We start from the raw sequence: 20,296 nt of genomic DNA, 5'->3' as shown, positions 1-20,296 counted from the left end.
GCCTTACCCCTCATACAGTTAAGAACCCATGGCTAAACGCGACTTTTACGACATTCTCGGCGTCAACCGCGACGCCTCCGAGGAAGATATCAAGAAGGCCTACCGCAAGCTGGCCATGAAGCATCACCCGGATCGAAATCCGGATAACCCCAAGTCGGAAGACCACTTCAAGGAAGCCAAGGAAGCTTACGAAATCCTCTCGGATGGGCAAAAGCGTGCGGCCTATGACCAGTACGGCCATGCGGGTGTCGAACAGCAAGCAGGCATGGGCGGTGGTGGAGCAGGCGGATTTTCCGACGCCTTTGGTGGAATTTTTGACGAAATTTTCGGTGGCGGTGGTGGGGGCGGACGTGGCGGTCGCTCCAACATTTATCGCGGTGCCGATCTGCGCTACAACATCGAGGTTACGCTCGAACAGGCCGCGTTCGGCACAGAGACCAAGATTCGCATTCCAACCATGGAAGTCTGCGAACCCTGCCATGGCACCGGTGCCAAAGCCGGCACGCAACCCAAGACCTGCCCGACCTGCCAGGGCAGCGGCCAGGTGCGCCTGCAACAGGGCTTCTTCTCGATCCAGCAGACCTGCCCGAAGTGCCACGGCACCGGCCGCTTCATTGCCGAACCCTGCGCTTCCTGCCATGGCGCCGGACGCACCAAGCAGCACAAGACATTGGCCGTAAAAATCCCGTCCGGGGTGGATGAAGGCGATCGCATACGTCTCTCCGGTGAAGGCGAACACGGCATTAACGGTGGTCCGTCCGGCGATCTGTACGTGCAGATTCACCTCAAGGCTCACCCTGTCTTCCAGCGCGAACAGAATGATCTGCATTGCGAAATGCCGGTCAGCTTCACCACCGCCGCGCTGGGCGGTGAAATCGACATACCGACGCTGGACGCCGTGGCCAAGATCAAGATCCCGCCCGAAACGCAATCGGGAAAAACCTTCCGCCTGCGTGGCAAGGGCATCAAGGGCGTACGCAGCCATACTCACGGTGACCTGCTGTGTCATGTCGTGGTTGAAACGCCCGTGCATCTCACCGAACGTCAGAAGGAATTACTGCGCGAACTCGAGGAATCCAGCCGGGAAAATGCCGGACATCATAATCCGCGTGCCAAATCGTGGATGGATCGTGTGCGCGATTTTTTCGCCGCCAGTTGATCTTCTGCAAGCAGAAACAACAAAGCCCGTCGCGACGGGCTTTGTTGTTTCTGAGGATGCAAATCGGCACACCGTCCCGGGATGCCCGTCAATAGGCAATTGCAGAAGGACATACCCCGGGAAGCTTATAAACAGTTCCTTTCACGGCACTCACTCTGAAGAATCCCGTCCTGCTTGCCTTGCAGGCCTGGCTTCTGAAATAAACCTCAGGCGCGGCGCCAGGTTGTTCCTTGCGCGCCATCTTCCAGCACAATGCCGGCGGCCAGCAGTTCGCTGCGGATGCGGTCGGCTTCGGCGAAGTTTTTGGCTTTCTTGGCGGCTACCCGATCAGTGATCATGGTGTCGATCTTTTCGGCAGACCATTCTCCCTCGCCTTCGCCACCGGCTGGCGTAGCTTGCAAGAAGGTTTGTGGATCCCGCTTTAGCAGCCCCATCAGGCCGGCCAGTGCGCGCAATTGTCCGGCGAGTGATGATGATTTACTGCGATTGACCTCGGACGCCAGATCAAAGAGTACAGCGCAGGCTTCAGGTGTATTGAAGTCGTCGTCCATCGCCTGACGGAAACGCTGTGCATGCGCCTCGCTCCAGTCTATGGGAACGTCTGTAGCCTGCACAGCCTTCAAAGCCGTATAGAGCCTGGCCAGTGCCTGACGGGCATCATCGAGATGCGTGTCGGAGTAATTAAGCGGGCTGCGGTAGTGGGCGCGCAGAATGAAAAAGCGCACCACTTCGGCATCGTACTTCTTGAGCACCTCGCGGATGCTGAAAAAGTTGCCGAGCGACTTGGACATCTTTTCGTCATCGACGCGCACGAAGCCGTTGTGCATCCAGTAATTGACGAACTGGCAGTTGTGCGCGCCCTCGGATTGAGCGATTTCGTTTTCATGGTGCGGGAACTGCAAGTCCTGACCGCCACCGTGAATGTCGAAATGCTTGCCGAGCAGATCGGAACTCATGGCCGAGCATTCAATGTGCCAGCCCGGCCTTCCCTTGCCCCACGACGACTCCCAGAACGGTTCGCCTTCCTTGGCGTGCTTCCAGAGCACGAAATCGAGCGGATCCTGTTTGGTTTGCTCGATTTCGACCCGTTCGCCGGCGCGCAGGTCGTCAAGCGATTTCCCGGAGAGTTTGCCGTAGCCGGGAAATTTGCGCACCGAGAAATTCACGTCACCGTCTGCCGCCTTGTAGGCCAAACCGTTCTTTTCGAGTTGCCCGATCAGTTCGAGCATCTGCGGCACATACTCGGTGGCACGCGGCTCGAATTCTGGTTTTTCGACGCCAAGCGCCAGCGCGTCTTCGTTCATGAAACCGATAAAGCGGTTGGTCAACTCGCCAATCGTTTCGTTGTTTTCCAGCGCCCGTTTAATAATCTTGTCATCGATATCGGTAATGTTGCGGACGTAGGTCACCTCCAGCCCACTTGACCGCAACCAGCGCTGAACCATGTCAAAAACAACAAGAACCCGGGCATGGCCTAGATGACAATAGTCATAGACCGTCATCCCGCAAACGTACATGCGAACCTTGCCGGGTTCGATAGGAACAAAGTCCTGCTTTTCCCTGACCAGGGTGTTATAGATTTTCAGCATCTTCGAGCTCACGAAAACGCTCCCGTCTGGAACAGGGAGCATAAGGAATACTTGGGATTCGACGCGCTTCTTGTTAGAATTAACAAGTTAAATCACCAACTTTTGCAAAGCATACCATAACGATGCGTCCAAACTCCCTAACGCCTTCACTGGCGCGCCTTTCAGCCATTATTCTTGGCCTGGTTCTGAGCGCTTCCGTTTCTGTTGCCAATGCCCAGACACTACCGGATGTCCAGCGCCTGATGAAGCAGGGGCAGATGCCGCAAGCGCTTGAAAAAGTTGATATCTACATTTCGACCAAGCCGAAAGACGCTCAGGGTCGTTTTCTGAAAGGACTGATCCTGACCGAGATGGGACGTCCGGCTGATGCCATAGCGATGTTCACCAAGCTGACCGAGGATTTTCCCGAACTGCCCGAGCCCTACAACAATCTTGCCGTGCTTTACGCGCAGCAGAAGCAATACGACAAGGCACGCACGGCGCTGGAGATGGCTATCCGGACGCATCCGAGCTACTCCATCGCCCATGAAAACCTCGGCGACGTTTACGCCAAGCTAGCCAGCCAGGCCTATGACAAAGCGCTCCAGCTCGACTCGACGAACACCGCCACGCAAACAAAGCTGTCGATGATCAAGGAGTTGATCAGCACCTCGTCCAAGCCAGGTGTTAAACCAAGTGCAGTGGCCACCCGCCCGGCTTCTGAACCGGTGAAAACAGCCGCCGTAGAAGCCCCCAAGCCAACCCCGGCGACCACGCCTGTCGTCACACCACCGATCAAACCGGCTGAAAAAGCGCCGGAACCGACCGTAGCAGCAATACCGCCCGAAGCCAAGACCCCTGTTGAAAAACAACCGCTAGCCACCGGCAGCGAATCCGAGGTCAGCAAAGCCCTGCAGGGCTGGGCCAGCGCCTGGTCACGCAAGGACGTAAAGAGCTATCTCAGCTACTACGCCAGTGATTTCCAGACGCCGAAAGGAGTGGCGCGGAAAGCCTGGGAAGCCGAACGCACCCAGCGCATCGACAAACCGGGCAAACTGCTGGTCAGCCTTGACGATATCTATGTCTCAATCGCCGGCGACAAGGCAACAGTCAGGTTTCGCCAGCACTACACCTCGGCTACACTCAAGTCATCCGCCAGCAAGACCATGGTTTTCGTAAAATCAGGAGGCAAATGGCTCATACAGCAAGAACGCGTCAGCTAATACGGCGAGTTGCGCTCGCCATCGCCCTGATTGCCGTGTGCGCGCTAGGGTCTTTTGTTGCCGCTGGAGCTAACAACCGCCCGACCACCTTCTCGGACTCCGGACCGGAGCCACAACTATCGAGAATCCTTGTTGAAATCGAAAGGAACCGACTCGACACCGCTCTCGAAGAGACCGAAGCGCTCCTGAAGCTTTACCCGAACTTCCGTCTGGCTCACCTGATCAAAGGCGACCTGTTGCTGGCCCGCAGCATGCCGCTCTTGACCTTTGGAAACGCCAGCAATGCCCCGAAAGAGAAGCTGAGCGACCTGCGCGATGAGGTCATCGCCCGCCTCAAGGCTTATCGCAATCGATCGGCCACCGCCGACTACGTGCCGCGCTATCTGCTGCAGATGCAGTCCGACCAAAAGCACGCGATCGTTGTCGACACCCAGAAATCGCGTCTCTATCTCTACCAGAACGACAGTGGCCGGCCGCGCTTTGTCGCCGACTACTACATCACGCACGGCAAACTGGGTGCCGACAAGACGCGCGAAGGCGACAAGAAGACGCCGGTCGGCGTCTATCACGTCACCTCAAGCTTGCCGCTCAATAAACTCGGGGATTTCTACGGCACTGGCGCCTTCCCGATCAACTACCCCAACGAATGGGACAAGCGACAGGGCCGGAACGGTCACGGTATCTGGTTGCACGGAACGCCATCAGACACCTTCTCGCGCCCGCCAAAAGCGTCCGAAGGCTGCGTCGTACTGGCCAACACCGATCTCGACGCACTGGCCAAGAATCTGCAGATCGGCCTGACGCCCGTGATCATCAGCAACTCGATCGAATGGCTCTCGCTCGACGACTGGCAGAAAGAACGCAGTTCGCTCAACAAGAAAATCGACGAATGGCGCAGCGACTGGGAAAGCAAGGACGTTAACCGCTACCTGAAACACTACTCGAAGAAATTCCAGACCAAAGATCAAAGCCTGGAACAGTTTTCACAGCAGAAGCGCCAGGTGAATGCCGGCAAGGAATGGATCAAGGTCAAGCTGAGCAACCTGTCCATGTTCCGGGACCCCGGCAAAGATGAACTGGTCGTCGTTACGTTTGAGCAGGACTACCAGAGCAACAACCTCAACAACCAGATGAAAAAACGCCAGTACTGGGTCCGCGAGGACGGCAACTGGAAGATCATTTTTGAAGGAGCGACCTGATGTTATCAAGACTTTCCATGATGAGCGCCGGGCTACTGCTCTCTGTCGCCGCCCTCGCCGCCCCGACCGTCGAAATGCAGACCAGCATGGGAACGATCGTCATTGAACTCGATTCGGAAAAAGCGCCGGTCTCGGTAAAAAACTTCCTGCAATACGCCGATGACGGTTTTTACAACGGAACGATCTTTCACCGCGTCATGGACGGTTTCATGATACAGGCCGGCGGTTTCACCAAGGACATGACGCAAAAGCCAGCTGCCAGCCAGATTTTCAACGAATCAAAAAACGGCCTGAAGAACCAGCGCGGAACGATTGCCATGGCGCGACGCGGTGAACCGCATTCGGCAACATCGCAATTTTTCATCAATCACAAAGACAACGCGATGCTTGACTATCCAGCACAGGATGGTTGGGGTTATGCCGTGTTCGGCAAAGTGGTCAAGGGCATGGACGTGGTCGACAAGATTGCCAAAGTGCCAACCGGCGACCGCGCCATGCACCAGAACGTGCCGCTCGAACCGGTCGTCATCCAGTCTGTAAAACACATCATCCCCGATAAAAAGTAAGGAATTTTCATGATCAAGCTGCACACCAATTTCGGCGTCATCGCCCTTGAACTCGACGCTGAAAAAGCACCCGAATCGGCCAGGAACTTTCTCGCCTACGCCGAGGCCGGGCACTACGACAATACTGTTTTTCACCGTGTCATCCCCGGCTTCATGATTCAGGGCGGCGGTTTCGAACCAGGCATGAAGCAGAAGCCGTGCAAGGACCCAATCAAGAACGAAGCCGATAATGGCCTCAAGAACAACGCCTACACGGTCGCCATGGCCCGCACTTCCGACCCGCATTCAGCCACCGCGCAATTCTTCATCAACATCGCCGACAACGATTTCCTCAATTTCAAGGCTCCGAATGCCAACGGCTGGGGTTACTGCGTTTTCGGCAAGGTGGTCGAAGGTAACGATGTGGTGGACAAGATCAAGGGCGTAAAAACCGGCAGCTCGAATTTCCACCAGGACGTTCCGAAGGAAGACGTGATCATCGAGCGCGCTGAAGTCTGCTGAACGCAACAGGCTGTTCCGGTCTGAATCCTTCGTGATTTATTTCATTTCAGACCTGCATCTTTCGCCGCAAGTCCCTGGCGTTACCCGTATCTTTCTTGAGTTTCTCGGCGGTCGCGCACGAACCGCCGGGCATCTCTACATTCTCGGCGATCTCTTTGAAGTCTGGCCGGGTGACGACTGCATCGATGATGCGGAAAATACATTCGATCGCGCCATCGTCGATGCCTTGCACGGCTTGACCGACTCCGGGGTCAGGCTGTCAGTGATGCATGGCAACCGTGACTTCCTGCTCGGCGAAGAATTTGCCGCGCGCAGCGGGGCAAACCTCCTGCCGGACCCTTTCATACTGTCAGTGCCCGCCTGGCAGTTTGTTCTTTCGCACGGTGATGCGCTATGCACCGACGACAAGGACTATCAGGCATTTCGCGCCCAGGTTCGCGACCCGGCCTGGCGTTTGGCCTTTCTGAACAAACCGCTGAAAGAGCGCAAAGCCATTGCCGCTGCGCTGCGCCAGCAGAGCGAGAATTCGAAACGTGAAAAGCTGAAACAGGCGCAGTCCCTGATGGACCTCAATCCCGGCGCCACCGATGATTTCCTGCGCGAGCACGGTTACGCGACCTTCATTCACGGGCACACACATCGCCCGGCAAAACACGATCACATGGTCGACGGCATCCATGTCGAGCGCTGGGTGATGTCCGACTGGCATGAAAATCGTGGTGAATACCTGTGCTGGAATGGCGAGCAGCTTAGCCGTGAAGCGCTGCGCTAATCGTGCGTTCTCCGCATTAAATGGCCCGATGATAAAATTCGACCTTCCAAATTTGAGCGCTGAGAATTTTTCATGAACCCGACTGTTTCTGTGACACCTTCAAATCCGCTTGATGAAGAAATCGAGCGCAACGTCGCTGCCGCCTTGGCCGAGGATGTCGGTAGCGGCGATCTCACTGCGCAACTGGTTCCGGCTGACATCATTACCCGTGCCACGATTGTCTCGCGCGAGAATGCGGTACTGTGCGGCACAGCCTGGTTCGGGCGTTGCTTCGAGAGGCTCGACCCGGCTATCTCGATCACCTGGAAAGCGGCCGATGGAGATCGCGTCACCCCCAACCAGGTTCTGTGCGAAATCGAAGGCCCGGCTCGCGCACTACTCACTGGAGAACGTACGGGGCTCAACTTTTTGCAACTGCTTTCCGGTGTCGCGACCAAGGCACGTGAATACGCCGATGCTGTTGCTGGCACCAAAGCACTGGTCGTGGACACCCGCAAGACCATTCCCGGCCTGCGCCTGGCGCAAAAATTTGCCGTCAAGTGCGGCGGTGGCGGCAATCATCGCTTCGGCCTCTACGACGCAATTCTGATCAAGGAAAACCATATTCTCGCCGCCGGGAGCATTGCTGCCGCCATGGCGGGGGCAAAACAGGTAGCCGAATCAACAGGAGGCCAGTGCAAGTTCATTCAGGTCGAGGTCGAAACCTCTGCCGAATTGCAGCAGGCTCTCGATGCCGGTGCAAGAATGATCTTGCTCGACAACATGAGCCTCTCCCAGATGCGTGAGGCGGTGGCGATTACTGCGGGTCGCGCCGTGCTTGAGGCCTCGGGCAATGTCAATCTGGACACGGTGCGTGGCATCGCAGAAACCGGCGTCGACCGGATCTCGATCGGTGGCTTGACCAAGGATGTGCGTGCTCTGGATCTGTCGATGCGCTTTCAGGAACAGCCAGTGGAAAGGATGCGTGCAGCTCGATAATCCGGAAAAAATCCATCTTCAACGGGAAATCATGCCGCTATAATTAGCGCAATAAACAAGAACGTGGTCGGCAGTTGCCGGCGGCACGACAAGTAAGGGACGTTACATGCTGTTTGCGCTTTTTTACGTGATAGCCATCACTGTTCTGGTCATGCATTTCACCGGATTCCTGGCTCGGCACAATCTGGAGTGGCTGGTACAGGTAATCGCTGTCGCCGTCTTCCCGGCCGTCATCTATCTCTAGCTAACGCGAGCGTTTCAAAGCAGTTGACGCTCAGGCACCCACCTTCAGTTCAATAAACTGTTTCACCGCATCGACGCTGACCTCCATCACCTCGACCCGCTGCGGCAGGTTTTCGATGCCTTGCATCGTCGCCGGGCGCTCCGGCAAACGCCCTAGCGCCTCGACAATCGTTTCCTCGAACTTGGCCGGCAAGGCCGTTTCCAGAACCACCATCGGGCTATCCGGCGTGCGCTTTTCGATCCCTACCTTGAGGCCGTCGGCGGTGTGCGTATCGACCATCACGCCGTACTTCTCATAGGTCCGGCGAATCGTCGCCAGACGGTCAGCGTGGCTGCTTTTTCCTGATACGAAACCGAACTTCGGCAGATTGGCGAAGTAAGGCGTATTCGACAGATCGAAGCCGCCGCCGGCATCGACCTTCGCCCACAGTTCGCGGATCACCGCCGGATCACGCCCGACGAGGTCAAAAACAAAGCGCTCGAAGTTGGAAGCTTTGGAGATATCCATCGACGGGCTGGAAGTGGCGTGGGTTTCTGCCGTGCCACGCGGACGGTACACGCCGGTGCGAAAGAATTCATCGAGCACGTCGTTCTCATTGGTTGCCATGACCAGGCGTGCAATCGGCAAGCCCATCATGCGTGCAATGTGGCCAGCGCAGATATTGCCAAAGTTTCCCGAGGGCACGGCAAAAGCGACCTGCTGATCGTTTGCGCCGTTGACACCACCGGTTGCCGCGAAGTAACCCTTGAAGTAATAGACGATTTGCGCCACGACACGTGCCCAGTTGATCGAATTGACCGCACCGATCTTGTACTTGGCCTTGAAGGCGTGATCGTTGGAAACGGCTTTGACGATATCCTGCGCATCGTCGAACATGCCACGCACGGCAATGTTGTAGATGTTTTCATCCTGCAACGAATACATCTGCGCCCGCTGGAAGGCGCTCATCCGGCCATGCGGCGAGAGCATGAAAACGCGCACGCCGTGCTTGCCGCGCATCGCATATTCGGCAGCGGAACCGGTATCACCCGACGTGGCGCCAAGAATATTGATCTCTTCGCCCTTCTTCTGGAGTACGTACTCGAATAGATTGCCGAGCAACTGCATGGCCATGTCCTTGAAGGCCAGCGTCGGCCCGTTGGACAGTTCCAGGAGCCCCAACCCCGGCTCGAGCCAGCGCAACGGCGTGATGTCAGCCGGGTTATCGCCAGCACGACCGTTGCAATAAACCTCGGCGGTATAAGTCTTGTCGACCAACACATTCAGATCGCTGGCCGGGATATCGTCGATGAACTTCGACAGCACCGCGAATGCCAGGTCGGCGTAAGAAAGCCCGCGCCACTGATCGAGTTCAGTGCGGGTTATCTGCGGGTAGGATTCCGGAAGATAAAGACCGCCATCGGGCGCCAGGCCGCCGAGCAGAATTTCAGTGAAGGTTTTATTGGACGAATTCTCGGAATCGCCGCGAGTCGAGATGTAGCGCATGGTCATGACCGGAAGGATGGAACGACAGGATTTCGCGAAGCCGCAAGTTTACCATGCCCTCAACGTCGCACTTGCATCAGCAGGTCTCGATTTGACAAGCGCTCAGCCGGTGACGACACAGTTCTTGCCGGCATGCTTGGCGGCGTAGGTCGCCTGGTCAGCGCGCTGAATGGCGTCTTCGAGCGATTCAGCGAGATCGTGAACGACTACACCGGCACTGAAGGTCATTACATAGTCCGTTCCGGGGATGGGTTGTGCAGAAAATTCGCACAGAAAGCGAGTTATCACCGCAGCAGCAGCTTCCAGCCTGGTTTCGGGCAGCAGCAGAACGAATTCCTCCCCGCCAAAACGGCAGAGCACATCGGACGGGCGCATCGATTTGTGCAACAAATCCACCAGATGAACCAGCGCCTTGTCTCCCGCCTGATGGCCCAAGGTGTCGTTCAGGCGCTTGAAATCATCAAGGTCGATGTGTGCCAAGGCAAAGCGGAGACCACTGCGCCGCGCACGTGCCAACTCGCGCTGTGCGGCATGATCGAAGCCACGGCGATTCAGGGCACCGGTCAGTGGGTCAATGCAAGCCTCTTCGCGAGCCTCGGCCAGCTCCATTTCGAGTTCTTCAATACGCAAATCAGCCGCCAGAAGCTCAAACATGCCGGCTTCCCGGACAAGTTCTTTCGGCAGACTGGCAACGACAGCGGGAGTGCTAACAGGCGGCTTCGAGCTTACAGGACACGACGACACGACGGAAAGCGCGAGGCGACGGTGCAACCGGCGCGATGCCGGTCGGTTCGTATGACCAAGTGGTGAACGATCATGGTTAAACATTTTTCCGCTCCGTCGGGGGCACCCTCATTGTGATGCCTAGCTCAGCAACGGCCAAGGACTGTAAATCTTGAGCCCGCGTCAGCAAAAATTGCTCTTCCTGCACAAAGTCAAGTCACTGAATCGAATTTTGCAGGTGCTGAGCGTCGCGCTATGAAGCGCCAACACCACCTCGGCAAGCCCCGACAATAGGGGATCTACAAGCATGTAGTCCGGAAAACCATTATAAACGCCACTCTACAGACCTATTGGCTGTAGATCACCTATTCATGGGCTCTGCAGGAAGGCGCCATTGTCCAGACGATGGCGCCTGAAGTCTTTGATGTAACCCGGTGAAGGCCATGAAGGTTGCGAGGGATTTTCCGGAGAAGCCTGTCAAGGCTTGCGGCGCCATTCGTCATTTTCGTTACGCAGCCACCATCCGCTCGGAGCCTGCTTTTGCCACTCGGCACCAAAAGTGGCGTCGGTGTAGGGCAACCAGGACTGCAGATCATCGGTGCCATGGCCGACCGCCATCGACATGGCGGTGTATAGAACAGCACGGTCGCGATTCTCCGCGCGCACCAGTTTCTTCAGTTCCGGCGTGCTGGCGCCGGCTTCCCGGATGGCGACGTCACCGTCCTCGGTCAAGCCCAGCGTGCCATTATCAAGTTGTGCTTTGAGCTGAGGGAAACGTGCGTGCATGCGCTGCAAAGGCCGATCGATGTCTGGTCCGCCGTAGGGTAGCGGATAGACATCCTTGCCAAAAAACTGACCGACCAGCCGTTCGGCCTGGATTACCGTCCCCTGCGCCGCATAGGTGAAGAGGTGCGTCGGTGTCGACTCGCAAGCCGCAAGCGGCACCAGCAGCGCCAGAAGCAGCAAGCACAGCCTTGCTTTCATAGCAGTTCTTCGAGACGCAGCCGCGTCAGCTTGCCCTTTACCGCTGTCAGCGCCTCAATCTTCACAATCGCGGCATCGACGTTCTTTTCACGCGTCTGGTGCGTGAGAATGATGATGTCGGTCTGCTCTTCGCCCTCGCCCGGCTCGCGCTGGATCATGGCGTCGATCGAGATCTGCTGGTCGGCAAGAATGCGCGTGATGTCGGCCAGCACGCCGGGCTTGTCTTCAACGCGCAAACGCAGGTAGTAGCTGGTAACGACTTCCGACAGCGGCAGGATTGGCAAATCGACCATCGCATCAGGCTGGAAAGCCAGATGCGGCACACGGTGCCCTGGATCGGCGGTATGCATGCGCGTGACGTCGACCAGATCGGCGATGATCGACGAAGCGGTCGGCTCGGCGCCGGCCCCCTTGCCGTAATAGAGCGTCGGCCCGACAGCATCGCCCTTGACCAGGACAGCATTCATCGCGCCCTCGACGTTGGCGATCAAGCGCTTGGCCGGGATCAGTGTCGGATGCACGCGCAACTCGACGCCCTCGGGCGTGCGCTTGGTGATGCCGAGCAGCTTGATGCGGTAGCCGAGTTGTTCGGCGTACTTGATATCTGCCGCTTCCAGCTTGCTGATGCCCTCGATGTGTGCCTTGTCGAAGCTCATCGAATTGCCAAAGGCGATGGCGCTCATGATGGTCAACTTGTGCGCGGCATCGACGCCTTCAACATCAAAGGTCGGATCGGCTTCGGCATAACCCAGCCGTTGCGCCTCCTTGAGCACGGTTTCGAAGGAGTGGCCCTTGTCGCGCATCTCGGAGAGGATGAAATTGGTGGTGCCGTTGATGATGCCCGCAATCCACTCGATGCGGTTGGCGGTCAGGCCTTCACGCAGCGCCTTGATGATCGGGATGCCGCCGGCAACCGCGGCTTCAAAGGCTACCATCACGCCTTTTTTCTGGGCCGCAGCGAATATTTCGTTGCCGTGCTTGGCCAGCAAGGCCTTGTTGGCGGTGACCACGTGCTTGCCGTTCTCGATGGCTTTGAGCACCAGTTCCTTGGCAATGCCGTAACCACCGATCAATTCGACAACAATGTCGACGTCCGGGTCGGAAACGACAGAAAATGCATCGTCAGTCAGTTTGCATGTACCACCGGTGACTTGCCTGGCCAACTCAAGATTTTTGTCAGCAACGACGGTTATCTGAATTGGCCGCCCGGCACGGCGAGTAATTTCTTCGGCGTTGCGTTTGAGTACGGTAAAGGTGCCGCCACCGACAGTGCCGATGCCTAGGAGTCCAACGTTGATAGGTTTCATGGGGTCAGTCAGAATTAAAAATTGGGGGAATACAAGGCGCAGGGACTTGAAGCGAGCGAGGGTTTTACGCCTCGCTCCTGACTTCCAACGCCTCACACGATTGACGCGCGCTTGCGATAGCCTTCCAGGAAACGTGCAATACGAGCAACCGCCTCGCGCAGATCATCTTCGTGCGGTAAAAATACGAGCCGGAAGTGATCCGGATGCGGCCAGTTGAAGCCGGTACCCTGAACCAGTAGAACCCGCTCTTCCTTCAACAATTCAGCGATGAAGTCCTGATCGTTCTTGATCGGGTACATCTTCGGATCAAGGCGCGGGAACATGTACAAAGTGGCCTTCGGCTTGACGCAGGTGACGCCGGGAATAGCCGTGATCAGTTCATGCGCCAGGTCGCGCTGGCGACACATGCGCCCGCTTGGCGCGACCAGATCATCGATGCTCTGATAGCCGCCAAGCGCCGTCTGAATTCCATACTGCCCAGGCACGTTGGCGCACAGACGCATCGAGGCGAGCATTTCGAGCCCTTCGATGTAGTCACGCGCATCACGCAAATCACCTGAAACGACCATCCAGCCGGCACGATAACCGCAGGAACGGTAGTTTTTCGACAAGCCGTTGAAGCTGAGCATCAGCACATCATCCGCAAGCGAGGCAATCGCCGTATGCGTCCGGCCGTCGTAAAGCACCTTGTCGTAAACCTCATCGGCGTAGATGATCAGGCCATGCTCGCGGGCAATGGCGATGATCTCAAGCAACATGCTGTCCGGATACAGGGCGCCGGTCGGGTTATTCGGGTTGATCACGACAATGGCGCGGGTCTTCGGCGTAATCTTGGCGCGAATGTCGTCGAGATCCGGCAACCACTCGTTTTCCTCATCGCACAGATAGTGCCGCGGCGTGCCGCTGGAAAGGCTGACCGCCGCCGTCCATAACGGATAATCCGGCGCCGGCACCAGCACTTCGTCGCCCTCGTTGAGCAGCGCGTTCATGGCCATCACGATCAGTTCCGACACTCCATTGCCGATGTAGATGTCTTCCAGCGTCACGCCCTTGATATGTTTCTGCTGGGTGTAGTGCATGACCGCCTTGCGTGCGGAAAAAATGCCTTTCGAGTCGGAATACCCCGCCGCATTCGGCAGGTTGCGGATCATGTCGAGCTGGATTTCTTCCGGCGAATCAAAGCCAAAGGACGCGAGATTGCCGATATTGAGCTTGATGATCTTGTGCCCCTCGTCCTCCATCTGCTTGGCCTGTTGCAACACCGGACCACGAATGTCGTAACAGACGTTGGCGAGTTTATTGGACTTGAGTACGGGTTTCATAAGCATCGACCTTTGCGGCTGCCCTCGGGCAAACCGTCCTTTCTAAACACATCCTGAGGAGTACAAATAGCGCTACACACACGTGCGCCTTCAAATTACGAGCAGCAAAAAGCTATAATCCTATTTTATCGCATTGTGCTCCGCAATTTTATGAAGCTGCAGATCGCTCAAACAGAGGGTTGGAACGTCTTTACCGCTTATGGCGAAGGATATGTCAGCGTCAACGCCATCCGCCATACGCGCAACCTTGTCGTACTTCCCGATCGCCTGATCCCTGACTGGACGCAGTCAACCTTCGAAACGCTCAGCGTTGCCGATTTCGAGTTTCTCGCTACCCTCGATACCGAAATCATTCTTCTTGGCACCGGCAATCAACTGCGCTTTCCTCCTCCTGAGCTGATGCGACCGCTCATGCAGGCGCGCAAGGGCCTGGAAGTGATGGATATTCAGGCCGTCTGCCGCACTTACAACGTTCTTATCAGCGAAGGCCGAAAAGTCGCCGCCAGCCTGATATTTTCCTGACCCTGAACGCCCTGACCCTCATTCAATTAGCCGGTTCGCACAGCAACATCTAGCCAAGACTGCCTCCTTAATGAAACGTATCGCGCTCAAGATCGACATCGACACCTACCATGGAACACAATCGGGCGTCCCTGCACTGGTCGAACTCTTCCAGCGCTATGAGGCTCTGGGCACTTTTTTCTTCTCGCTCGGCCCTGACCACAGTGGCAAGGAAGACCGTTCCACTTCGCTAGGCCCTTATTATGGTCTGAGTACCCGCCTTTACGGACGCCTGCTGCCCAGCCCGGACATCGGGGCGCGTTGCGCCGAGACACTGCGCCAGGCCAGAGACACCGGTTTTGAAGTCGGCATTCACGCCTGGAATCGCGCTGGCTGGGAAAAGAAAGTGGAACATGCCACCAATCCGTGGATTGAAGCAGAAATGAGAAAAGCCTGTTCTCGGTTTGCTGAAATATTCTCCGAGACGGCAACAGCGCATGGGGCCGCCGGATGGCTGATGAATCGCCATGCCCTGCGCCTGACACAGCGGCTAGGATTCTCCTATGCCAGCGATTGCCGAGGCAACCATCCCTTTATTCCGGTTATCGACGGCGAAATTGTCGCCTGCCCGCAACTGCCAACAACGCTACCCACCCTCGACGAAATCCTCACGCTTGAACCCGGCTTTTCTCCAGATCAGGCTGCAGATCGAATTCTTCAACTCTCCAGCGCCATTCCCGGCGACCACGTATTCACCCTGCGTGCAGAACTGGAGGGAATGAAGTTCGGCAACGCGATCGAGCGCCTGATTGCCGAATGGAAGAGCAAGGATTATCAGCTCGTTGCCTTGCGTGAAATCCACGCTACCCTCGACATGGAAGCGTTGCCACGGCATTGCATTCGTTATGCCGAAGCCCCCGGCCGCGCCGGCCTGCGAATGGCGCAAGGTCCGATCTTTCTGCAGGACTGAATACACAAAGGGCGACCGCAGCCGCCCTTTTCTAGCACAGCTAAAATACCTCAGTCGCGCTCACCACCAAACGCCATCAGCAGATTCAACAGGCTGACAAAGACGTTGTAGATATCAAGGTAAACCGCCAGCGTCGCCGAGATGTAATTATCTTCGCCACCATTCACGATCCGGCTGATATCGTAAAGAATGTAAGCGGAGAAGATCATCACGGCAACAGCCGAGATAGTCAGCGACAAGGCCGGTATCTGGAAGAAGATGTTGGCCAGGGCGGCCAGCAGCACTACCACCATACCGATGAAAAGAAACTTGCCGAGGAAGCTGAAATCCTTCTTCGTTACCGTTGCCACACCAGCCAGCGTAAAGAAGATCGCGCCGGTGCCGCCCGCCGCCATGGCGATCAGCGACGTGCCGTTGGAAAAACCAAGCGCCACCTGCAGGATGCGCGAAAGCATCAACCCCATGAAAAAAGTGAAGCCCAGCAGCAGGACGACGCCCATGGCACTGTCCTTGGTGCGCTCGATACCCCACATGAAGGCAAAAGCAACGCCCATGAACACGGCAAAGGAAATCAGCGGGCTACCGGCAAAAAACGAAAACCCGAACCGGACGCCAGCCAGCGCGCCAAGAACCGTCGGAATCATGGACAAGGCGAGCAACATATAGGTATTGCGCAAGACCTTGTTCTGCTGCAGCGATACTTCTTGAGTCGCCTGACCTGTAATCTGAAACTGCGGTTGCATTTATTTATCCTCCAAAAGAATGCGTTTGCTGCTCATTTAAGACTGCCGAAGGGTGCCACAAGTTGCGCGAAGCGTGGTAACAGTTTGTAACGTGGTATCATGCGCCCCGCCGCGTTCGGATCGACTTGCGGCCTGATAAAGGAAGCTTGGCAGAGTGGTCGATTGCACCGGTCTTGAAAACCGGCATACCGCAAGGTATCCAGGGTTCGAATCCCTGAGCTTCCGCCAGGAACAAAAAAACGGCTGTTTTATTAACCAAATTAATAGGTTACTGAAATGGCCATTTTGTTTTTTAGCATACATATTTTATATTCCTGGAGGTACAGCCTTGATGGGCAAATCCAGATATTCACTCGCCAAGCTGTGGGAAAATTCACGCCTTTGGAATAAAATCACCCGCTCAAAAATGAACTGCTTATGGCCTTGCTCCAACCTGAAATGACGCACGAAACATCTGATTGAGGTTAAAAACGGAATTGGACAATAAACATATGAAATCCCGAAAAAATTCCATGCTGTACATGCTTGTAGCCGCCGTATTTTCTTTTTTCAGTGTGGAATCGTTTGCCATTCCAAAAGCCGCTGAGCATGAAGATGCTCAAGTAACCACTGGAGCCGATGTCGCTCGGCCAAAGCGTTCCGTCGTGCCAACAAAACCCCCGGCAACCGTAAAAAGCAAGCGAGGCACCAAAGGCAAGCATGTCAACGCGGCCAAGTCGCCTAAAAAAGCCAAGTCCGTCCGCGCAAAGTAATAGCCCGAAATAATGCCGGTGACTCTGTGCAAGAGTCACCGGCCTCACTTCGCCAATCACGGAGTTCGCTATGCACCGTTTCGTATTGTCACTATATACAACCCTTCTGTTGATGCTTTCTACCCAGGTTCTGGCACAAATGCCACGCATGGAACTGACCGCAGGCTTTCACCGCATCGAAGCTGAAGTCGCTGCCGATCAGGAGAGCCGGATGCGTGGGCTGATGCAGCGTCGCAGCATGCCGGCCAATCAGGGAATGCTATTCGTTTTCACTCAGTCGGCTCGCCATTGCATGTGGATGCGCAATACTTACTTGCCGCTTTCGGTGGCCTTTCTCGATGAGGAAGGCCACATTTTGAACATCGAGGACATGAAGCCGCAGAGCGAAACGAATCACTGCGCAGCGGCCCCCGCACGTTTTGCACTGGAAATGAACTTGGGCTGGTTCTCCGGCAAGGGGCTCAAACCAGGGCTGCGCATTGGCGGCATCGAGAAATCGCCCCGGCCACAGTAGGCATCACTGCCTAACCATGAGCATCAGGAACAGACTGGCGTGGCACGACAAATTGTTGCGTAGCGCAGAATCCATTCCTTTCAGGCGCTGGTTGATTGACCGGGGTTCGCTGACGGCGAGCCTTCAGGCTAGAGGCACGTTTGCAGTGCGGGTCTTGCAACAGGGCCATGCCATGCCAACCAACGACGAAGCAATGGTACTGGGCATCAAGCGCAACCGGCTGGCATGGGTCCGAGAGGTGGCGCTACTCTGTGATGGGAAACCACTGGTTTTTGCGCACACTGTTCTGCCTTGTCGACCGCGCGGACCGATGACAGGCTGGCTGGCACGCTTGGGCAATCGCTCGCTGGGTGCACTGCTTTTCTCCCACCCGGGATTCGTACGCGGCGCTATGAATTGCAAACAACTCGACTATCGCCATGCGCTTTTTCACCCGGCGATCGAAGCCATGCAACTTACGGCTATACCTCCGCAGACTATATGGGCTCGTCGTTCGCGCTTTGCTTTTGGCGCCCAATCGGTACTTGTTACCGAGGTTTTTTCACCCGCTCTGGGCTCTCATTGAAGGTACATAGATGAGTCAGGCAATATCCGGCTTGAAATAATTTTTCTCGACGTCGACCTGTCGAGCCGGTATAATTCTTTTGTGCATTGCAGCAACTATTGATTTTGCGATGTACAACGCGCTTCGCGAACCTGGCCGCATTTCTAAGCCCTCCTGCCTTCTGGTGTCGTTTCTTTGAACACCGCCCTGGCACAAAGCTTTTTGTGCCGAAAAGTCCCGAATTCTCTCGCACTGGCAGAGTTTATTTCAACTATTTCGTTGGTTGGCGTTGCATTTTTTTGCCCGTGCGCCGATTTATTTCGGTAGCGCGACGCTGTACCATACGAAAGAGATACATGACTTTTGCAGAAATCGGGCTTCACGCAGCCCTTCTTAAAGCCCTTGCTGATTCTGGTTACACTGAACCCACCGGAGTTCAGGCACAAGCAATTCCCGCAGCCCTCGATGGGCGCGACTTGATGGTTTCGTCGCAAACCGGCTCCGGAAAAACAGCGGCTTTCATGCTACCTGCATTGCACCGTTTTGCCGTGCAAGAACGCCCAGCCTTCGCGGCGGCACCCCAGCGCACAGCGAATCAGGAACGCCAATCGGCTCGTTCGCGCGGCAATGACCGCCCGCGCTTCCAGGCCGCACAGCCCAAAATGCTGGTGCTCACACCAACCCGCGAACTCGCCTTGCAGGTTACTGCGGCGGCTGACAAATACGCCGGCCAGCTTCGGCGCCTGAAAGCTGTTGCCATTCTCGGCGGCATGCCTTATCCGAAACAGATGGAACTGCTGTCGCGCAACCCTGAAATTCTGGTTGCCACACCGGGCCGTCTGATTGACCACATGGAATCTGGCAAGATCGATTTTTCGCAGTTGCAGATTCTCGTCCTCGACGAAGCGGATCGTATGCTCGATATGGGCTTCATCGACGACATTGAAAAGATTATCTCGGCCACCCCGACTACGCGTCAGACCATGCTGTTCTCGGCCACGCTTGACGGCACCGTAGGCCAGATGGCACGCAAGGTGACGCGTGATGCGCTGATCATTCAGGTTGATGCTTCACATACGAAGCATGAAAACATCGAACAGCGCATGCATTTCGTCGATGACCTTTCGCACAAGAATCGTCTGCTCGACCATCTGCTACGTGATATCACCATCGATCAGGCACTTGTCTTCACCGCCACCAAGCGTGACGCCGACACCATCTCGGACCGCTTGAATATTGCCGGGTTCAACGCTGCTGCTCTGCATGGTGACATGCATCAGAGCGCCCGCAACCGGACGCTTACTGCGTTGCGTCGCGGTCAGGTACAAATTCTTGTTGCTACCGATGTAGCCGCACGCGGCATCGACGTACCGACGATCACCCACGTTTTCAACTATGATCTGCCGAAGTTTGCCGAAGACTATGTGCACCGTATCGGCCGCACCGGCCGTGCAGGCCGCAATGGCTTGGCGATTTCCCTGGTCAATCACGCTGAACATTTCAATGTTCGCAAGATCGAGCGCTTTACCAAACAGGTCATTCCGGTTGAAGTCGTTGTCGGTCATGAGCCGACACGACGTGCACCGACTGGTAATGGCCGTCCCGGCGGCAAACCAAACAGTCGCCCGGCCTGGAAAGCCGGCGACAATCGCGGCCCAAGCAAGCCGGCTGGACGCAGCGAAAGTCGCTTCAGTAAGCCAGGAGCACCAAAACACGAGGGTTTTGACCGCGCCCCGCAACGAGAAGGCGCGAAGAACGGCCGCACCGGTACGACGGGAGGCAACCGCCGTACCTACAGCGATCGATAATTTTGTAGTTGCCCAAAAACCCGCAGGTTGCGGGTTTTTTTTCGACTGCTAGCATGTTATTGAGGTAATCAGCGACAATTTGCATGCCGGTCCTCTAGTCCAAACGGCAAGAAAATATGCGAGGTGATGAAATGAACTCCGAACTGATCACGAGTTGGGCCGAGCACGACAACTCGATCCAGAAGATTCTGTTGCAGGTGTCGCAATCACTCTGCATTTTCGATGAGGATCTTACGAAACTGAAGCTCGAACGCCCCGCTAACGCCGAAGCACTGCACCGCTTTCTCAGCACTTTCAGACAAAACCGTTTGCGTATCGTTGTCAAGAATGCCGAGCCTTTTCGGCGTGATAGCCCGCGCCTCATGAAACTGCTCGCCACCTGTTATCTCGCGCCCCTATGGAGCCATTTGAATCGCGGCTTAATGGAGCCACC

Annotated in this window: 21 protein-coding genes, 1 tRNA gene and 1 pseudogene; 16 read left to right on the top strand and 7 right to left on the bottom strand. The window is 56.1% G+C overall.

Going from position 1 to position 20,296, the window contains the following annotated elements:
* Positions 1–28 precede the first annotated feature (28 nt).
* Entirely contained in the window at positions 29–1,159 is a 1,131-nt protein-coding gene (gene dnaJ, locus ACOYNV_RS09550; RefSeq protein ID WP_422899531.1) for a molecular chaperone DnaJ, read from the top strand.
* Positions 1,160–1,365: 206 nt separating this feature from the next.
* Here the strand turns inward: dnaJ and cysS are convergent, their stop codons facing one another.
* Complete coding sequence (gene cysS / locus ACOYNV_RS09545; RefSeq protein WP_422899551.1) at positions 1,366–2,748, bottom strand: cysteine--tRNA ligase; 1,383 nt, start codon at positions 2,746–2,748, stop codon at positions 1,366–1,368.
* A 122-nt stretch (positions 2,749–2,870) separates the two neighbouring features.
* Here cysS and ACOYNV_RS09540 point away from each other — a divergent pair, with 122 nt between their 5' ends.
* The 7 genes from ACOYNV_RS09540 (at position 2,871) to ACOYNV_RS09510 (ending at position 8,210) form a co-directional block, all read left to right on the top strand.
* The gene (locus ACOYNV_RS09540; protein WP_422899530.1) at positions 2,871–3,950 is read left to right on the top strand and encodes a L,D-transpeptidase Cds6 family protein; all 1,080 of its coding nucleotides are present in this window, start codon (positions 2,871–2,873) and stop codon (positions 3,948–3,950) included.
* Positions 3,920–5,149, top strand: coding sequence for a L,D-transpeptidase family protein (locus tag ACOYNV_RS09535; protein ID WP_422899529.1), 1,230 nt, complete (start codon positions 3,920–3,922; stop codon positions 5,147–5,149). Before ACOYNV_RS09540 ends, ACOYNV_RS09535 begins: the two co-directional genes overlap by 31 nt.
* Entirely contained in the window at positions 5,149–5,715 is a 567-nt protein-coding gene (locus ACOYNV_RS09530) for a peptidylprolyl isomerase (RefSeq protein ID WP_422899528.1), read from the top strand. The genes ACOYNV_RS09535 and ACOYNV_RS09530 overlap by 1 nt, the downstream gene beginning before the upstream one ends.
* A 9-nt stretch (positions 5,716–5,724) precedes the next feature.
* Positions 5,725–6,216: a peptidylprolyl isomerase gene (locus ACOYNV_RS09525; RefSeq protein WP_422899527.1), complete on the top strand. Its 492-nt coding sequence runs from the start codon at positions 5,725–5,727 to the stop codon at positions 6,214–6,216.
* Between the two features lie 31 nt (positions 6,217–6,247).
* Positions 6,248–6,988 (top strand): UDP-2,3-diacylglucosamine diphosphatase, encoded by a 741-nt coding sequence (locus ACOYNV_RS09520; RefSeq protein ID WP_422899526.1) that lies wholly within the window; start codon positions 6,248–6,250, stop codon positions 6,986–6,988.
* Between the two features lie 72 nt (positions 6,989–7,060).
* Entirely contained in the window at positions 7,061–7,966 is a 906-nt protein-coding gene (gene nadC / locus ACOYNV_RS09515) for a carboxylating nicotinate-nucleotide diphosphorylase (protein ID WP_422899525.1), read from the top strand.
* A 106-nt stretch (positions 7,967–8,072) separates the two neighbouring features.
* On the top strand, positions 8,073–8,210 hold the full coding sequence (locus tag ACOYNV_RS09510) for a hypothetical protein (RefSeq protein WP_422899524.1): 138 nt from the start codon (positions 8,073–8,075) through the stop codon (positions 8,208–8,210).
* 30 nt (positions 8,211–8,240) lie between these two features.
* On the opposite strand, the gene thrC is transcribed toward ACOYNV_RS09510, so the two are convergent.
* From thrC to ACOYNV_RS09485, 5 genes are all read right to left on the bottom strand, one after another.
* Positions 8,241–9,695, bottom strand: a complete 1,455-nt coding sequence (thrC, locus tag ACOYNV_RS09505) for a threonine synthase (protein WP_422899523.1) — start codon at positions 9,693–9,695, stop codon at positions 8,241–8,243.
* Between the two features lie 102 nt (positions 9,696–9,797).
* Positions 9,798–10,349 carry a GGDEF domain-containing protein gene (locus tag ACOYNV_RS09500; RefSeq protein ID WP_422899522.1) on the bottom strand — a complete coding sequence of 184 codons (552 nt, stop codon included), beginning with the start codon at positions 10,347–10,349 and terminating at the stop codon, positions 9,798–9,800.
* A 546-nt stretch (positions 10,350–10,895) separates the two neighbouring features.
* The gene (locus tag ACOYNV_RS09495; protein ID WP_422899521.1) at positions 10,896–11,402 is read right to left on the bottom strand and encodes a DUF1318 domain-containing protein; all 507 of its coding nucleotides are present in this window, start codon (positions 11,400–11,402) and stop codon (positions 10,896–10,898) included.
* Positions 11,399–12,709: a homoserine dehydrogenase gene (locus ACOYNV_RS09490; RefSeq protein ID WP_422899520.1), complete on the bottom strand. Its 1,311-nt coding sequence runs from the start codon at positions 12,707–12,709 to the stop codon at positions 11,399–11,401. The genes ACOYNV_RS09495 and ACOYNV_RS09490 overlap by 4 nt, the downstream gene beginning before the upstream one ends.
* A 92-nt stretch (positions 12,710–12,801) precedes the next feature.
* Positions 12,802–14,031, bottom strand: a complete 1,230-nt coding sequence (locus ACOYNV_RS09485) for a pyridoxal phosphate-dependent aminotransferase (protein ID WP_422899550.1) — start codon at positions 14,029–14,031, stop codon at positions 12,802–12,804.
* A 150-nt stretch (positions 14,032–14,181) separates the two neighbouring features.
* On the opposite strand from ACOYNV_RS09485, the gene ACOYNV_RS09480 reads away from it, so the two are divergent.
* Both ACOYNV_RS09480 and ACOYNV_RS09475 read left to right on the top strand, forming a co-directional pair.
* Positions 14,182–14,553 (top strand): Mth938-like domain-containing protein, encoded by a 372-nt coding sequence (locus ACOYNV_RS09480; protein WP_422899519.1) that lies wholly within the window; start codon positions 14,182–14,184, stop codon positions 14,551–14,553.
* A 70-nt stretch (positions 14,554–14,623) separates the two neighbouring features.
* Positions 14,624–15,502, top strand: a complete 879-nt coding sequence (locus ACOYNV_RS09475; RefSeq protein ID WP_422899518.1) for a polysaccharide deacetylase family protein — start codon at positions 14,624–14,626, stop codon at positions 15,500–15,502.
* A 50-nt stretch (positions 15,503–15,552) separates the two neighbouring features.
* On the opposite strand, the gene ACOYNV_RS09470 is transcribed toward ACOYNV_RS09475, so the two are convergent.
* On the bottom strand, positions 15,553–16,245 hold the full coding sequence (locus ACOYNV_RS09470) for a Bax inhibitor-1/YccA family protein (RefSeq protein ID WP_422899517.1): 693 nt from the start codon (positions 16,243–16,245) through the stop codon (positions 15,553–15,555).
* 140 nt (positions 16,246–16,385) lie between these two features.
* On the opposite strand from ACOYNV_RS09470, the gene ACOYNV_RS09465 reads away from it, so the two are divergent.
* The 6 genes and pseudogenes from ACOYNV_RS09465 to ACOYNV_RS09440 form a co-directional block, all read left to right on the top strand.
* Positions 16,386–16,473, top strand: a tRNA-Ser gene (locus ACOYNV_RS09465).
* A gap of 263 nt (positions 16,474–16,736) precedes the next feature.
* On the top strand, positions 16,737–16,997 hold the full coding sequence (locus ACOYNV_RS09460; protein ID WP_422899516.1) for a hypothetical protein: 261 nt from the start codon (positions 16,737–16,739) through the stop codon (positions 16,995–16,997).
* A gap of 139 nt (positions 16,998–17,136) precedes the next feature.
* Positions 17,137–17,511, top strand: coding sequence for a DUF192 domain-containing protein (locus ACOYNV_RS09455; protein ID WP_422899515.1), 375 nt, complete (start codon positions 17,137–17,139; stop codon positions 17,509–17,511).
* A 16-nt stretch (positions 17,512–17,527) separates the two neighbouring features.
* Positions 17,528–18,076, top strand: a complete 549-nt coding sequence (locus ACOYNV_RS09450) for a chorismate--pyruvate lyase family protein (RefSeq protein ID WP_422899514.1) — start codon at positions 17,528–17,530, stop codon at positions 18,074–18,076.
* A 335-nt stretch (positions 18,077–18,411) separates the two neighbouring features.
* Entirely contained in the window at positions 18,412–19,863 is a 1,452-nt protein-coding gene (locus ACOYNV_RS09445) for a DEAD/DEAH box helicase (RefSeq protein ID WP_422899513.1), read from the top strand.
* 131 nt (positions 19,864–19,994) lie between these two features.
* Positions 19,995–20,296, top strand: a pseudogene (locus ACOYNV_RS09440) (hypothetical protein); the annotation flags it as partial.

The sequence above is a fragment of the Propionivibrio sp. genome, from assembly GCF_049316945.1.
GTDB lineage: Bacteria > Pseudomonadota > Gammaproteobacteria > Burkholderiales > Rhodocyclaceae > Propionivibrio.
This window is presented reverse-complemented; position numbering and strand designations above follow the sequence as displayed.

Excerpts from the sequence above, each read along its gene's own strand:
- dnaJ (WP_422899531.1), top strand. The coding sequence starts at position 29 with ATGGCTAAACGCGACTTTTACGACATTCTCGGCGTCAACCGCGACGCC.
- cysS (WP_422899551.1), bottom strand. The coding sequence starts at position 2,748 with ATGCTGAAAATCTATAACACCCTGGTCAGGGAAAAGCAGGACTTTGTT.
- ACOYNV_RS09540 (WP_422899530.1), top strand. The coding sequence starts at position 2,871 with ATGCGTCCAAACTCCCTAACGCCTTCACTGGCGCGCCTTTCAGCCATT.
- ACOYNV_RS09535 (WP_422899529.1), top strand. The coding sequence starts at position 3,920 with ATGGCTCATACAGCAAGAACGCGTCAGCTAATACGGCGAGTTGCGCTC.
- ACOYNV_RS09530 (WP_422899528.1), top strand. The coding sequence starts at position 5,149 with ATGTTATCAAGACTTTCCATGATGAGCGCCGGGCTACTGCTCTCTGTC.
- ACOYNV_RS09525 (WP_422899527.1), top strand. The coding sequence starts at position 5,725 with ATGATCAAGCTGCACACCAATTTCGGCGTCATCGCCCTTGAACTCGAC.
- nadC (WP_422899525.1), top strand. The coding sequence starts at position 7,061 with ATGAACCCGACTGTTTCTGTGACACCTTCAAATCCGCTTGATGAAGAA.
- ACOYNV_RS09510 (WP_422899524.1), top strand. The coding sequence starts at position 8,073 with ATGCTGTTTGCGCTTTTTTACGTGATAGCCATCACTGTTCTGGTCATG.
- thrC (WP_422899523.1), bottom strand. The coding sequence starts at position 9,695 with ATGCGCTACATCTCGACTCGCGGCGATTCCGAGAATTCGTCCAATAAA.
- ACOYNV_RS09500 (WP_422899522.1), bottom strand. The coding sequence starts at position 10,349 with ATGTTTGAGCTTCTGGCGGCTGATTTGCGTATTGAAGAACTCGAAATG.
- ACOYNV_RS09495 (WP_422899521.1), bottom strand. The coding sequence starts at position 11,402 with ATGAAAGCAAGGCTGTGCTTGCTGCTTCTGGCGCTGCTGGTGCCGCTT.
- ACOYNV_RS09490 (WP_422899520.1), bottom strand. The coding sequence starts at position 12,709 with ATGAAACCTATCAACGTTGGACTCCTAGGCATCGGCACTGTCGGTGGC.
- ACOYNV_RS09485 (WP_422899550.1), bottom strand. The coding sequence starts at position 14,031 with ATGAAACCCGTACTCAAGTCCAATAAACTCGCCAACGTCTGTTACGAC.
- ACOYNV_RS09480 (WP_422899519.1), top strand. The coding sequence starts at position 14,182 with ATGAAGCTGCAGATCGCTCAAACAGAGGGTTGGAACGTCTTTACCGCT.
- ACOYNV_RS09475 (WP_422899518.1), top strand. The coding sequence starts at position 14,624 with ATGAAACGTATCGCGCTCAAGATCGACATCGACACCTACCATGGAACA.
- ACOYNV_RS09470 (WP_422899517.1), bottom strand. The coding sequence starts at position 16,245 with ATGCAACCGCAGTTTCAGATTACAGGTCAGGCGACTCAAGAAGTATCG.
- ACOYNV_RS09460 (WP_422899516.1), top strand. The coding sequence starts at position 16,737 with ATGAAATCCCGAAAAAATTCCATGCTGTACATGCTTGTAGCCGCCGTA.
- ACOYNV_RS09455 (WP_422899515.1), top strand. The coding sequence starts at position 17,137 with ATGCCACGCATGGAACTGACCGCAGGCTTTCACCGCATCGAAGCTGAA.
- ACOYNV_RS09450 (WP_422899514.1), top strand. The coding sequence starts at position 17,528 with ATGAGCATCAGGAACAGACTGGCGTGGCACGACAAATTGTTGCGTAGC.
- ACOYNV_RS09445 (WP_422899513.1), top strand. The coding sequence starts at position 18,412 with ATGACTTTTGCAGAAATCGGGCTTCACGCAGCCCTTCTTAAAGCCCTT.